Source organism: Silvibacterium acidisoli, assembly GCA_022870745.1.
In the GTDB taxonomy this organism is placed as follows: Bacteria; Acidobacteriota; Terriglobia; order Terriglobales; family Acidobacteriaceae; genus Silvibacterium.
Map to the genome: position 1 here is coordinate 1,884,994 of CP085323.1, position 12,509 is coordinate 1,897,502.

Below are 12,509 nucleotides of genomic sequence, written 5' to 3' on the forward strand. Positions count from 1 at the left end.
TTGACATCTCTAAAACGTAAACGTAAATTCACGTTTACATAAAGGAGCGGCACGCATGCCCGTAGGAAACAGTCCCGTGGTCGAACATCCGCTGCGAAACCGAGCCTACCGCCAGCTTTGGGCCGGCGGCACCATCTCTTCGATTGGGGACCAGTTCTATTTCGTGGCGCTGCCCTGGCTGGTGCTGCAACTGACCGGCTCAAGCATCACCCTCGGAACCATCACCATGGCGGCGGCCATTCCGCGTGCTGCTCTGATGTTGTTTGGTGGCGCGTTGACGGACCGGATTTCTCCGCGCCGGATCATGATGACCACGGCGTTGAGCCGCGCGCTGCTGGTGGCAGCGATCTCTGTGCTGTTGTGGGAGCACAGCCTGAAATTGTGGGCGCTGTACGCGCTCGCGCTGGGTTTTGGTACGGCAGATGCCTTTGCCATTCCGGCGGCGCAGAGCTTTCTCCCTTCTATTGTTGCTCGTGAGCAACTGGCGGCGGCAAACTCCCTCTCACAATCGACGGCTCAGCTTACGACGATGGTGGCTCCTGCGCCGGCTGGTCTGTTTCTCAAGGCCTTCGGCGCGGCGTGGGCGTTTTTTATTGATGCGGTCAGTTTCTTATTCATCCTTGTCGCGCTTTGGAGGTTACCCGATCCAGTGAAGCCCGCAGCCTCTGGAGCGGCACGCAAAAACATGCTGAAGAGCATTGCGGAAGGCGTTCGCTATGCCAACAAGGACACTGCTCTGCGATCACTGATGCTGGTGCTGGCGGTGCTGAACTTCGCCATCGCCGGGCCTGCGGGCATTGGCATCGCCTATCTCGCAAAGCAGGAGTTTGGGTCGGCAACGACGTTTGGGCTGCTGATGTCGGCACTGGCCGCAGGCGGGCTGGCGGGTTCGATCCTGGCCGGTCTGACGAAGCAGCGAAAGCGTGGCCTGTGGATGCTGGGCCTGTGTGTGGCCATTGGGCTTTGTCTTGCCGCGTTCGGAATGGTGCATTCCCTGGCAGCGATGGCTGCGATCCTTGCCCTGATCGGAGGATCGTCGGCTTTCGTAAATGTGCAATTGATTGCGTGGTTCCAGCAAAGAATTGAACCTGCAATGATGGGCCGCGTCATGAGCCTGCTCATGTTCTCGTCCGTCGGCCTGATGCCGTTTTCGCTGGCGATCGCAGGCTTTGCGATCCGCTGGAGCGCAAGCGGAACCTTTCTTGCCGCCGGAGCCATGGTTCTGCTGGTGACGCTGCTGGGAGCAATGAGCAAGCCGGTAAGGGAAATTGACTGAGCGGGCATACACTAAACCCATGATCCGCACCTACCAGGGCCATACGCCCGTCGTTCCCGAAAGCTGCTATGTCGACATCTCCGCCCAGGTGCTGGGCGATGTCAGGCTCGGCGAGCACTCCAGCGTCTGGATGAACGCGGTGCTGCGTGGCGACGTCCACTCGATCCGCGTGGGCGCGCACTCAAACGTGCAGGACTGCGCGGTGCTCCACGGGATGCGGCATCTCTACCCGGTCATCGTCGGCGAATATGTGACCATCGGCCACAACGCGACCGTCCACGGATGCATTGTCGAGGACGCCTGCCTGATCGGCATGGGTGCGACCATCATGAACAATGCCCGCATCGGCGAAGGCTCCATCGTCGCTGCCGGAGCGCTCATTCCCGAGGGCATGGTGATTCCGCCGCGTTCGCTGGTTGCCGGAGTTCCCGGCAAAGTCCGCCGCGAACTCGACGACAAGGACCGCGAAATGATCCTGATGTACGCGAAGAACTACCTCGACTACACGAAGATCTACCTCGAAGAGCGCAAGAACTGGTAGAGCAGCCTCTGTGTCGCCGGGACATATTTCAGATCGCATATCTGCAGAAAGCCTCTATGCGCCTCGTCGAAACGCGGCCCGATTTTTAGCGCGCTCAGCCTGGAAGACATCTTAAGACTGATTCAGCCGCTCGGTCGACGCGATCTATGCTTGCTAACATAACGGCGTTTATGAGGACTAAACCACCTCCAGGGTTGCGCTTGGATGAACCTGGCACAATCCTGGGTGTGGTTAGAGAATGCTCGCTTTGAAGCCTGTGACGGCCTCCGTCGAACGAGCGAGAAAAGCCGGGTCGGAGACACTTTGCCCGTCGAACCGCGGCGTATAAGGCTCTTCGAGATTTGCGATCTCTTCTTTCGTGAGAGTGATCGAAAGAGACGCTACCGCATCGTCAATGTGCTGGGTCTTGAGAGCACCGACGATGGGTGCCGCCACCACAGATTTGCTTCGCAGCCATGCAAGCCCAATTTGCGCCATGCTGACACGACGCTCTTTCGCAATCTCTGTCACCGTGTCGATAATTTTCTTGTCACTGGCTTCGGTAGCGATGTTCAGTTTCATGGCGTGCGCCTCTGCTTCCGCGCGAGCCGAGTTCTGACCCCACGGCCGGGCAAGCCTCCCTCGAGACAGGGGGCTATAGATAATGGCCTGCACTCCTTCATCCGCGCAAAGCGGCAGCATCTCGTGTTCCTCTTCGCGCGCAAGCAAGTTGTAGTTGTTTTGCATGGAGATGAATCGCGTCCACCCGTTCCTCTGCTGCAGATGGAGAGCCTTACTGAACTCCCACCCCTTCATTGACGAAGCGCCGAGGTAACGCACCTTTCCGGCCTTGACTATGTCGTGTAGAGTCTCCAGCGTCTCTTCCCACGGGGTGAGCTGGTCGCGTCGATGAATCTGGTACAGGTCGATGTAATCCGTGCCCAAGCGCCGGAGGCTTCCTTCTACCTCGGTCAGAATTGCCTTGCGAGACAGACCCAATGCATTCGGGCCATTTCGCGTCGGAGCTGCCAGTTTTGTTGCGATCACAACAGCATCCCGATGGATGAAGTCCTTGAGTGCTTTACCAACAAACTCTTCGCTGCTCCCGTTCGAATACATATTGGCGGTATCGAAGAAGTTGATTCCCGCATCGATCGCGTGCTTGATCAAGGAGCGGCTCGCTCCGTCATCGACAGACCATGCTGGCCATCCGCGCGATGCCTCGCCAAATCCCATGCAGCCGATGCAGAGAGGGGAGATGTCGAGACCAGAACGCCCGAGCTTTGTGTATTGCATACATCCTCCAAGCCGGAGGATAATGGGACAACTCTCCGGTTAGCCTCGAGCGTATCGGAGAGTTCTCCGTTTAGTCAAGGATTGCTGCACCTATGAACGAGGAACTTCGTGCGGACGCGCGCGCAAATCGGGATCGCATTTTAGACGTGGCGCGTGCTGCGTTTTCTTCTGATCCCAACGTGTCTTTGAACTCGATCGCGAAGACGGCAGGAATTGGAGCTGGCACGCTCTATCGTCACTTCCCCAGCCGAGAATCACTTGTGCTTGCGATCTACCGAAAAGATGTCGATACGCTTGTTGCCCTTGCTCCGACACTTCTTTCAAAACACTCTCCTTTGAAGGCATTCCGCCTCTGGTGTGAGAGCCTGGCACAATTAGGCAAGATGAAATACGGCGTGGCGGACATTTTGCATGCCGCTGCTTCTGAGCAAGATCGCCAAGAGACATACCAGCCTATGCTTGGAGCTGTGCGGTCGATCTTGAGCGCGTGCGAGATGGCCAAGGAGATTCGTTCAGGAACAGACCCAGAGGATGTCTTGGTCTTTCTAGGGCTACTGTGGCGAATCCCTCCGACTAAGGCCGGAGAGATTCGAATCAAGAGACTGCTCACGATCCTCTTTCGTGGTCTTGGTGCAGACGACAAGAAACTCTGAAACTGCGCAGAAGTGCATCAACATTGGCTTCGTCATTCGGTCACGTCACATCTCCCCGCCATGCATATCGCAGTTGCAAAACGCTGTATCGGGAACGGGCAGTCGGCTTCTCGGTAACAATGGGCAAATTTCACCGGGCGCGCTCCGATACGAACGAATGATCCTGGATGAAACCGTCTGGTTGCATCTTGATGTCGCCCTCTCAGGTGACACCCGTGCTCTGTACCCAGGTTTCCGCCTGTTTCTCACGAGTTGACGAGCACTTTATTTTCCATGAATCGTCCGCGGCTGGTGTAGGCTGGTCCGCGACATGAGCTACCGCTTTTCTGCGATGCTGCATATTCCCGGCGATGTCCGTGACGCGATTGCGTTCTATGCTCGGGCATTTAGCGCTACGGTCGGCTGGAGCACGCCTTCCGCCGAGGATATGGTTGCGCAACTCCTGGTCCACGGCGCGGAGTTCTGGGTTCACCCCGCGGATGATGCGATCGGCAATCCCCCGCCGCCACCCGGTGGGACGGCGGTCCGGCTGATGCTCATCGTAGACGACCCGGATGCCGTGTTCGATCAGGCTGTGGCCGCCGGAGCGGTGGTTCGGTCCCCGATGCAGGACCACGACTACGGGTGGCGAGATGGTTCCGTGATCGACCCGCTGGGGCATCGCTGGGAGATCGGTAAACCGCTTTAGCCATTTCGGAAAACGGAAAACACGTGGTAGCTGCCACCCACGCCTGACGCTGCGACGGCAGCCTGGCCCGGCTCCTATACTGGATACATGCCGATCTCCCATACTCGCTCCCATGCGCTGCAGGCGCGCGCTGAAAAGCTGCTGCCCGGCGGTGTCGATTCCCCCGTTCGCGCCTTTCGTGCCGTTGGCGGCGAGCCGCCGTTTGTGGCGCGCGGCGAAGGAGCGTACCTCTGGGATGAGGACGGCAACCGCTACCTCGACTACTTCGGGTCGTGGGGACCGATGATCCTCGGCCATGCCTTTCCCGCCGCGGTTAAGGCCGTGCAGGAAGCCGCAGCCCGCTCAGCCAGCTTTGGCGCCTCGACCGCTGCCGAGGGCGACCTGGCGGAGCTGGTGACGAAGGCCTTTCCCTCGGTCGAAAAGCTGCGCTTTGTCAGCTCGGGCACGGAGGCGACCATGTCCGCGATCCGCCTTGCGCGTGCCTATACCGGGCGCAAAGTGATCATCAAGTTCGAGGGCTGCTATCACGGCCATTCCGACGGATTGCTGGTAAAGGCCGGCTCGGGCGTCGCCACCTTCGGCATTCCCGGTTCGGCTGGCGTGCCGGAAGAGATTGCCGCGCTGACGCTGGCTCTGCCCTTCAACGACATCAATGCGGTCGAAGAAGCCTTCGCGAAACATAAGCACGAGATCGCCTGCATCATCGTTGAACCGGTTGTCGGCAACGCAGGCTGCATTCCTCCCGCTGCCGGCTACCTGGAAGCTCTGCGCGAAATCACGAATCGCGAAAACTCGCTCCTGATCTTCGACGAAGTGATGACCGGCTTCCGCATCGCCCTGGGCGGCGCGCAGGAGCTTTACAACATCACTCCCGACCTGACCACGCTCGGCAAGATCATCGGCGGAGGCCTTCCCTGCGCTGCGTTCGGCGGGCGCGCCGACATCATGAACCTGCTGGCTCCGCTTGGACCGGTCTACCAGGCAGGAACGCTCAGCGGAAACCCTCTGGCCATGGCCGCGGGCATCGCCACCGTCGGCCATCTCGTGCGGCATCGCGATGAAGTCTATCCACTGCTCGAAACGCTCAGTGCAGCCGTCGCCGATGGTGTGGCTGCCGAGGCAGCGCGAGCCGGAGTATCCCTCACAACGAACCGGGCCGGCGCAATGTGGACATGGTTCTTCACCTCGACCAAGGTGACGGATTTCGCGACCGCCGCGAGCTCGGACACAGCCGCCTTCGCCCGCTTTCACCGCGCCATGCTGGAGCAGGGCATCTGGCTGCCGTGCTCGCAGTACGAGGCAATCTTTCTGGGAACGGCACACACGCCGGAAGATATTGCGGCAACGGTCACGGCGGCGCGAACGGCTCTCTCCGGAGCGCTTGCTACTGCCTGAGCAAATAGATGAAACGGCCTATCCCCAGGCATCGACAGTGACAAATCGAACTCCCTGCGCCGACTTCAGCAGCAGGTTCGTCGCCTCGACCGATGCCATGCGGTTTTGTCCAATGCCCGCTTGCCCTCCATCGTGAAGCAGCAGGTTCGAGCCTCGGCCGGCGGCGCGGTTTTTGCGGATGCCTTTTTCGAGATTTCCCACGATCTCTGCCGCCGTCACCGGCCTCCAGTCATAACCCATCGCGTTCCATAGAACCGGAGTCAGCCCGAGTTCACGCGCGGAGCGCAGCACGTCCGGACGGCGCGCGCCGTGCGGCGGACGGAAGTAGCTGACCTTTTCGCCCAAAGCATCCTCGAGCGCGGCGTTCGTCGCGGCCAGCTCCTGCTGCGCCTTTTTCGGAGCGGTCCAGAGCAGCACGGGATGGGTAAATGTATGGTTCCCCACCAGGTGCCCGGCGGCGCGAACCTTCCGCACCAGCTCGCCTCGCTCGCGAACGAAGCGCCCGATCATGAAGAAGGTCGCACGCGTATTCTGCGCGGCCAGCACTTCGAGCAGCCGTTCGGTGCAGGCGTCGTTCGGGCCGTCGTCGTATGTCAGGGCGTATTCATTCGGGTCACGTCCGGCGACGAGCGTGCGTCCAAAGATCTGAGACGTAGGCCACATGCCCGCATAGGCATATCCTCCGGCTGCGAGACCGAGCGCGGCGGCGGCGGATCCTGCAATTGCAGATGCGGATACGGCGAGCATCCTTCCAGTGTAAAGGCAGAAAACCCCGTCCCTGGGGACGGGGTTTTCCAGCTTACTGCAGCAGGTCGACCACGTTCGCAATGAAGTAAGTCAGCGGATCGTACACGACCACGTACCCATCGAAATATCCCATCTGGTAGCCCGGCGGCGGTGGAGGCATATAGCTGTAGAGGTCGCCTGGAAGCGGACTCAGGTAGCCAATGTCCCCGTACGGGAAATATCCACCGACGGAGAATACCGGTCTGCGCGCGCGATTGATGTAGCTGAACCGGTGCGCATAGTAGCGGCGCAGGCGGTCACGGTCGCCCGGACGGAAATTGTACGAGGGGCGACGCGCAGGCGGACGTCCCCACTGCGGCGGACGGTGCGATGGCGGGCGATGTTGAGCGGGAGGCCGATGTACCGGCGGACGTCCACCATTCCCACCCGGGCGCTGGCCGGGATTCGGGCGTGACGGATTTGGACGATTGCCAGGATTGCCGGGGCGATGATTATTCTGCGGGGGGTTCGGCTTCGGCGCAGGACGATTCCCCGGTTGAGGCTTAGGCCGATTTCCGGGTTGCGGACCCGGCTTGTTGCCTGGTTGAGGACCGGGGCGATTGTTATTCTGGGGAGGTCCCGGCCTGTTGGCCGGTTGCTGGGAATACCCGGTGACTGAAATTAAAGCCGCAAGGCACCCGGCCACCGTAAGTCGAAGAATTGCAGTCAGTTTTATCTGCACAGGCCTCCCCTGTCTTTCCAACAGTTCGGCCAGCCTAATGGGCCGCCTAAGACAAGGCAAACGAAAATCCTGCTGCTTGTAGCGTCATGATAAAAATCATGCTATCTTCGGTTTTTATTCGCTTCCCCGGAGTTTTTGATGGCTAATCTGTTCAGTCCTCCCCGGTTCATCGCGATTGAGGGCCCGCTTAGAGTGGGCAAGTCCACACTGGCCCGCGTTCTGGCTGAAACGATCGGAGCGCGCCGCATTGCCGAGCCTGAGAATAATCCGTTTCTCGACCGCTTCTACGCGGCGCAATCGAGCGTGAGCTTCGAAACCCAGATGTGGTTCCTGATGGAACGCTACGAGCAGATGAGAGCTGTAAAGGACTCCGCCGATCCGATCGTGGCGGACTACACCTTCGAAAAAGATAAGCTCTTCGCCTACGTCAACCTCACGGACGCCGAGCTGAGCCTCTACAACCGTTATTACCAGATGTTTCGCTCCGAGGTCCCTACACCCGACCTGGTGATCTATCTCGAAGCCTCGCCCGATGTGTTGAAGCAGCGGCTGAAGCGCAAAGGCGTGGCGGAAGAACAGGCGATCAGCGACGAATATATCGAGCAGATCGCCCAGTCCTACGAGCACTACTTTTTTCACTACACAGCCAGCGACCTGCTGGTAGTGGATACCTCAGAGATCGATTTCGTAGAAAAGAACGAAGACCTGCAGTTGCTTCTGAAAAGGATCTCCGAGCCGGTGAAGGGGAAGCAGTATTTTCTGCCCTTGGGGGCGTAAACGCTGAGCGCGTTTGTTACTGACCATTTCCTTTTTTGTCTTTCAAAAACTCGGCGATGTCGAATGAAATCCCAAGTCGCCAGCGGTCGCGATTCGGTTGAGGCGAGCTCAGGACCGCGACGTTAGGTGCAGCAATGCTCACGGGACTTGAAGGCACGGTTAACAGAACAGCATCGTGCGTCCGAGCCCCCTGAAATCCAACGTCCATGGAACCGAATAGATATACACCGTGAATCGGCGGGAGATAGGTCGCCCCTCCAAAATGGGCAACCGGTCCGCGTAACGAGCCGCCGGTGACATAGTCATTTTGACCCACCTCCACTTCAAAAACAGATGGATAATGTTGCTCTTTCGCTTCGCTGTCATACGCGAAGTGTTTCAGTCTGAAGCCGGCCTGGTAGTAACGATAAAACCTATCGCGATCTTGAGGCAGAAATGCAACATAGCATTCAGTCTGGCCATAGCTTAATTGCTGGTTTGGGCCACTCGCTTGCCCGTTAGGACAGGATTCCTCATATGCAGTCTCACCACCGCTGCCTTTGGGTGCCGGATAAGCACTCTCGATCGCGCTGGTCAGCTCATATACCGTTGGATTCGACTGATTGGCAGACAGTGGTGTGATTGCTCCGGCCTGCACAGAAAGATACGGGCGAGTATGAATCGTCTTCGATTCAGGCAAGAGGTCAAAGTCGTAACCAATCTGGGACTCTAAAGAATAGACAGCCTGTTCAGGTGCCAGCGAGGTGACCGAAGTCAGATAGGACGACGCATTTGAAAGGCCGGAGATTGCGCCCGGCTGGGATATCGAATCAACTCGCAGATAACCATCAAACCAGTGCTTGGTCAGGTAATTATCACAAGGCTCTGTAGCACAACCGAAATGTACGGGGATCTGAACTGCCAGATCTCCCATAAGACGCCCTGTCGGGTTACTTGAACTGGCGGCCGTGACATCGATCCCGGCGCCAACTCTCCAATATATGCTTGGTGCCTTTCCGAGATCTCCCTGTGCCCAGATAGGCGAAGGCGACAGAGTGAGGCAGAAGGCAGCTGAAAACATCCACACAATGATCTTGCGCATGGTGATTTCTCTTTCCAAATAAATTTTTATGTGGGGGAAGAACCAAGGAAGGGGCCTGCGGGGGGTGTCCTAGCGCAGATTACCTGAGCATGGACGGGTGTAACTTAGCACTGCTTCCGGTAACCGCAAAAGAAAAATAGTTACAGTAGAAAGTAATTATCCCTGCATGCGCTTCGGACAAATAATACTTTTCTAAACTTCTTCCAGTAACCGATAACCTGCCCGCTAATTACAAGCAGTGCTAGGCCTGCCACGAAATAGCATCTTCGCCTACAAGCCAGCCCGGCGCAGCAGGCGCTCGTTGTAGCGGTGGGCGGCCCAGGCACCCCAGACCATCGACACCGGCCAGATGAGAAAAGCCGCGTGTCCCAGCGTAATGATGAAGGCCGGGATCGAGAGCACGGCCATCACGATTGCTCCCCAGATGGTGCTGTAGAGCATGCCTAGGGGTCCAAAGAAGAAGGTCAGCACCAGCGAGAGCAGGATACTCTTGGTGGGCGCGACGATGATGGTCGGTGGCTGGGTCATCTGTCTTCTTCTTTGAACCCGGCTCTGCGCAGCTAGTTGTCTCCGTCGACGACGGCGATAAACAGTCCGTCATATCCCCGGCTGCCAACCGTCTGGATGGCGGTCGCCTTCAGCCCCGGTTCGGCGGCAGCGATCTCATACATTCGGCGCACACCCTGCACGTTCGGGTCGGAATCGCCAGCGTCGGCCACGCGTCCGTCGCGGATTACATTGTCGGCGACGATCAGGGTTCCGGGCCGGCTGAGCTTGATCGCCCATTCGAGATAGCCCGGGTAGTCGTTCTTGTTGGCGTCGATGAAGATCATGTCGAAGGGCCGGTGGCCTTCGGAAGCCAGCTTCGGCAATGTCTCCAGCGCTTTTCCTAACCGCACCTCGGCAAGCTCGCCGAATCCCGCATGCTTCAGATTTTTCCGGGCGACCTCGGCGTGCTTCGGATCGGCTTCGAGCGTGATCAGCTTCCCATCCCTGGGTAGTGCGCGGGCCAGCCAGGTCGTACTGTAAGCCCCAAGCGTTCCGATCTCCAGGATGCGTTTTGCTCTCGTGGCCTGGGCAAGAATCATCAGCAGCCTGCCCTGAGTCGATGAAACGGCGATGGATGGCAGCCCCGCCTCCTCGCTGGCCGCGAGCGCTCCCTCGAGCACGGAATCGGCCGGAACAAGCTTTGCCTCGATGTAGTCATCGACTGCAGTCCAGGTCTTCTGCGTCATCGTTTCTGCTTTCCTTTCAATGCGTCGTTGCGTTCTCATACCTGTTTGGACGCGGGCCGATCGCTCCATGTCCCCTGATATCCTTGCATTTAAGGCCCTATACGACTCATGAGCACACTGAAAGCCGTCCGCGGCACCCGCGACCTGCTGCCCCCTGAAACCGAACTCTGGAACCGCGTCGAGCGCACCGCCCGCGAGGTCTTTTCCCGCTACAACTTCGGCGAGATCCGCACGCCCATCTTCGAGGACACCTCGCTCTTCGCCCGCGGCGTGGGCGAAGAGACCGACATCGTCTCGAAAGAAATGTACACCTGGGAAGACCGCGCCCGCGCACAGTCTGAGAAAGCACAGTCTCTGACCCTCCGCCCGGAGAACACCGCAGGCGTCGTGCGCGCCTACATCGAGCACAAGCTGGGCGAGGCCGGCCTTCTGCAGAAGCTTTATTACATCGGCCCGCAGTTCCGCCGCGAGCGTCCGCAGAAGGGCCGCTACCGGCAGTTCTGGCAGATCGGCGCCGAGGTCATCGGCCCCACCAGCGCCGGATCGGAATCGCCGCTGCGCGATGCCGAAGTGCTGGAGATGTTGGCGAGCTTTCTCGACGAGCTGGGCATCAGCGGCTGGCGGCTGGAGATCAACTCGGTCGGCTCGGCGCTCGATCGGCCGCGCTACGTAGCCGCGCTGCGCGAGGCACTGGCTCCGGTCAAGCACCTGATGTGCGAGGACAACCAGCGCCGCGCTGAAACGAATCCCCTGCGCGTGCTCGACTCAAAGGACCCGAACGACCAGGAGCTGATCAACAACCTGCCGAAGATCGCAGATTACCTCGACGAAGATTCGAAGGCGCACTTCGCCGCGGTGCTCGCCGCGCTCGATGCATGCGGCGTTCCGTACCATGTGAATCCGCGGCTGGTGCGCGGGCTCGACTACTACACACGCACGACCTTCGAGTTCACGCACGGCGGGCTCGGCGCGCAGAACGCGCTGCTGGGCGGCGGACGCTACGACGGCCTGTCGGAAAACATCGGCGGACCGAAGGCTCCCGGCATAGGGTTCGCCATGGGCGAAGACCGCCTGATCCTGACGCTGCAGGCGCAGGCCGAGCAACAGGCCACGCTGGCCGATTACTACATCGCTCCGCTCGCCGCTGAGCTAAACCCCGCAGCACTGGAGCTGGCACGCGAACTGCGCCGCAAGGGCCTGCGCATCGAGGTAGGAGACGGCAGCTTCCGCTTGAAGAAGTCCTTCGAGGTCGCAAACAAGCTGGCGAAGAAGATCATCCTGCTCGGCGAGGATGAAGCCAGCACGGGAGTGCTGACCGTGAAGGACTTCGCAACCGCAGAGCAGACGAAGGTTGCGCGCGCAGAGCTGGCGTAAGCCGTGCCGCGAATTTGTAACAAGGCTCATCCTGACGAGCTTCCACTCTTAGGGCAGAAAGTAATGATGGGCGTGCCGATATGGCACGCCCATCATTACTTCCGCGCAGCTTCATGCCGTATTCACTTCCATCGCGATAGACACATACGTTCAACTGGGATGTAAGCCCGCTTTGTATCAGGGCACGGCTTCAGCCGTGCCGTTCCAGCTTAGAAACAAAGGGGCTTCAGCCCCTGCGATGTCCAAACCATCACGCAATGCCTCGCCCGAAAGCCTCTTGAGTTCAACGCGAACCTTCTTTGTCACGGCAAAGGTTCATCAAGGACGAAGCCTCTTCCAAGTTGAGCGGAACGCTACCCTTCTAGTCGCGACACTAAGGGACTACGCGGCGGCTCGAAAATTCGTAGTACACGACTTCGTCGTGATGCCGGACCATATCCATATCCTGCTCACAGTCGACGGAAGTTCAACCGTCGAGAAAGCCGTGCAACTGATCAAGGGTGGCTTTTCACATCGATTGCACAAAGAACTCGGGTACAAGGGCGAAGTCTGGCAGCGGGGATTTTCGGAGGTTCGCGTGAATGATGGAGAAAGCTTCATAGCCCATCGCCGCTATATTTCCGACAACCCTGTAAAAACAGGGCTGGCTGCGGCAGAAGATCAATATCCCTTTTGCTATGTGACATTGGTGAAGAAGAAGCAGGGGCTAAAGCCCTCTTCTCATCTAAACAATCGGCACGGCTGAA

14 protein-coding genes are annotated in these 12,509 nt (G+C 58.9%); 8 read left to right on the forward strand and 6 right to left on the reverse strand.

Annotated features, from left to right (window positions below; all coding sequences use genetic code 11):
* Positions 1-55 precede the first annotated feature (55 nt).
* Complete coding sequence (locus tag LJD29_RS07680; RefSeq protein ID WP_446745166.1) at positions 56-1,276, forward strand: MFS transporter; 1,221 nt, start codon at positions 56-58, stop codon at positions 1,274-1,276.
* 19 nt (positions 1,277-1,295) lie between these two features.
* Complete coding sequence (locus tag LJD29_RS07685) at positions 1,296-1,817, forward strand: gamma carbonic anhydrase family protein (protein ID WP_446745167.1); 522 nt, start codon at positions 1,296-1,298, stop codon at positions 1,815-1,817.
* 231 nt (positions 1,818-2,048) lie between these two features.
* Here the strand turns inward: LJD29_RS07685 and LJD29_RS07690 are convergent, their stop codons facing one another.
* A complete protein-coding gene (locus tag LJD29_RS07690) occupies positions 2,049-3,092 on the reverse strand; it encodes an aldo/keto reductase (protein ID WP_446745168.1) in 1,044 nt (347 codons plus the stop codon).
* A 92-nt stretch (positions 3,093-3,184) separates the two neighbouring features.
* Between LJD29_RS07690 and LJD29_RS07695 the strand changes: the two genes are divergently transcribed.
* The 3 genes from LJD29_RS07695 to hemL all read left to right on the forward strand — a co-directional run bounded on the left by LJD29_RS07695 (position 3,185) and on the right by hemL (position 5,828).
* Entirely contained in the window at positions 3,185-3,745 is a 561-nt protein-coding gene (locus tag LJD29_RS07695; protein ID WP_446745169.1) for a TetR/AcrR family transcriptional regulator, read from the forward strand.
* 310 nt (positions 3,746-4,055) lie between these two features.
* Entirely contained in the window at positions 4,056-4,433 is a 378-nt protein-coding gene (locus LJD29_RS07700) for a VOC family protein (RefSeq protein ID WP_446745170.1), read from the forward strand.
* 87 nt (positions 4,434-4,520) lie between these two features.
* On the forward strand, positions 4,521-5,828 hold the full coding sequence (hemL, locus tag LJD29_RS07705) for a glutamate-1-semialdehyde 2,1-aminomutase (protein ID WP_446745171.1): 1,308 nt from the start codon (positions 4,521-4,523) through the stop codon (positions 5,826-5,828).
* 18 nt (positions 5,829-5,846) lie between these two features.
* Here hemL and LJD29_RS07710 read toward each other — a convergent pair whose 3' ends face one another.
* Both LJD29_RS07710 and LJD29_RS07715 read right to left on the reverse strand, forming a co-directional pair.
* Complete coding sequence (locus LJD29_RS07710; RefSeq protein WP_446745172.1) at positions 5,847-6,575, reverse strand: polysaccharide deacetylase family protein; 729 nt, start codon at positions 6,573-6,575, stop codon at positions 5,847-5,849.
* Between the two features lie 52 nt (positions 6,576-6,627).
* The gene (locus LJD29_RS07715; RefSeq protein WP_446745173.1) at positions 6,628-7,296 is read right to left on the reverse strand and encodes a hypothetical protein; all 669 of its coding nucleotides are present in this window, start codon (positions 7,294-7,296) and stop codon (positions 6,628-6,630) included.
* Between the two features lie 138 nt (positions 7,297-7,434).
* On the opposite strand from LJD29_RS07715, the gene LJD29_RS07720 reads away from it, so the two are divergent.
* The gene (locus tag LJD29_RS07720) at positions 7,435-8,073 is read left to right on the forward strand and encodes a deoxynucleoside kinase (protein ID WP_446745174.1); all 639 of its coding nucleotides are present in this window, start codon (positions 7,435-7,437) and stop codon (positions 8,071-8,073) included.
* Between the two features lie 16 nt (positions 8,074-8,089).
* Here the strand turns inward: LJD29_RS07720 and LJD29_RS07725 are convergent, their stop codons facing one another.
* From LJD29_RS07725 to LJD29_RS07735, 3 genes are all read right to left on the reverse strand, one after another.
* Entirely contained in the window at positions 8,090-9,154 is a 1,065-nt protein-coding gene (locus LJD29_RS07725; RefSeq protein ID WP_446745175.1) for a hypothetical protein, read from the reverse strand.
* A gap of 270 nt (positions 9,155-9,424) precedes the next feature.
* Positions 9,425-9,682: a hypothetical protein gene (locus LJD29_RS07730; RefSeq protein WP_446745176.1), complete on the reverse strand. Its 258-nt coding sequence runs from the start codon at positions 9,680-9,682 to the stop codon at positions 9,425-9,427.
* A 32-nt stretch (positions 9,683-9,714) separates the two neighbouring features.
* Positions 9,715-10,389: an O-methyltransferase gene (locus LJD29_RS07735; RefSeq protein WP_446745177.1), complete on the reverse strand. Its 675-nt coding sequence runs from the start codon at positions 10,387-10,389 to the stop codon at positions 9,715-9,717.
* A 108-nt stretch (positions 10,390-10,497) separates the two neighbouring features.
* Here LJD29_RS07735 and hisS point away from each other — a divergent pair, with 108 nt between their 5' ends.
* Both hisS and LJD29_RS07745 read left to right on the forward strand, forming a co-directional pair.
* Positions 10,498-11,763, forward strand: a complete 1,266-nt coding sequence (hisS, locus tag LJD29_RS07740; RefSeq protein WP_446745178.1) for a histidine--tRNA ligase — start codon at positions 10,498-10,500, stop codon at positions 11,761-11,763.
* 172 nt (positions 11,764-11,935) lie between these two features.
* On the forward strand, positions 11,936-12,508 hold the full coding sequence (locus tag LJD29_RS07745) for an REP-associated tyrosine transposase (RefSeq protein WP_446745179.1): 573 nt from the start codon (positions 11,936-11,938) through the stop codon (positions 12,506-12,508).
* Position 12,509 lies beyond the last annotated feature (1 nt).

What these genes read in the sequence shown, in the direction of transcription:
- LJD29_RS07730 (WP_446745176.1), bottom strand. Translation starts at nt 9,682, where the DNA reads ATGACCCAGCCACCGACCATCATCGTCGCGCCCACCAAGAGTATCCTG.
- LJD29_RS07720 (WP_446745174.1), top strand. Translation starts at nt 7,435, where the DNA reads ATGGCTAATCTGTTCAGTCCTCCCCGGTTCATCGCGATTGAGGGCCCG.
- LJD29_RS07700 (WP_446745170.1), top strand. Translation starts at nt 4,056, where the DNA reads ATGAGCTACCGCTTTTCTGCGATGCTGCATATTCCCGGCGATGTCCGT.
- LJD29_RS07710 (WP_446745172.1), bottom strand. Translation starts at nt 6,575, where the DNA reads ATGCTCGCCGTATCCGCATCTGCAATTGCAGGATCCGCCGCCGCCGCG.
- LJD29_RS07680 (WP_446745166.1), top strand. Translation starts at nt 56, where the DNA reads ATGCCCGTAGGAAACAGTCCCGTGGTCGAACATCCGCTGCGAAACCGA.
- LJD29_RS07735 (WP_446745177.1), bottom strand. Translation starts at nt 10,389, where the DNA reads ATGACGCAGAAGACCTGGACTGCAGTCGATGACTACATCGAGGCAAAG.
- LJD29_RS07690 (WP_446745168.1), bottom strand. Translation starts at nt 3,092, where the DNA reads ATGCAATACACAAAGCTCGGGCGTTCTGGTCTCGACATCTCCCCTCTC.
- LJD29_RS07725 (WP_446745175.1), bottom strand. Translation starts at nt 9,154, where the DNA reads ATGCGCAAGATCATTGTGTGGATGTTTTCAGCTGCCTTCTGCCTCACT.
- hisS (WP_446745178.1), top strand. Translation starts at nt 10,498, where the DNA reads ATGAGCACACTGAAAGCCGTCCGCGGCACCCGCGACCTGCTGCCCCCT.
- hemL (WP_446745171.1), top strand. Translation starts at nt 4,521, where the DNA reads ATGCCGATCTCCCATACTCGCTCCCATGCGCTGCAGGCGCGCGCTGAA.
- LJD29_RS07685 (WP_446745167.1), top strand. Translation starts at nt 1,296, where the DNA reads ATGATCCGCACCTACCAGGGCCATACGCCCGTCGTTCCCGAAAGCTGC.
- LJD29_RS07695 (WP_446745169.1), top strand. Translation starts at nt 3,185, where the DNA reads ATGAACGAGGAACTTCGTGCGGACGCGCGCGCAAATCGGGATCGCATT.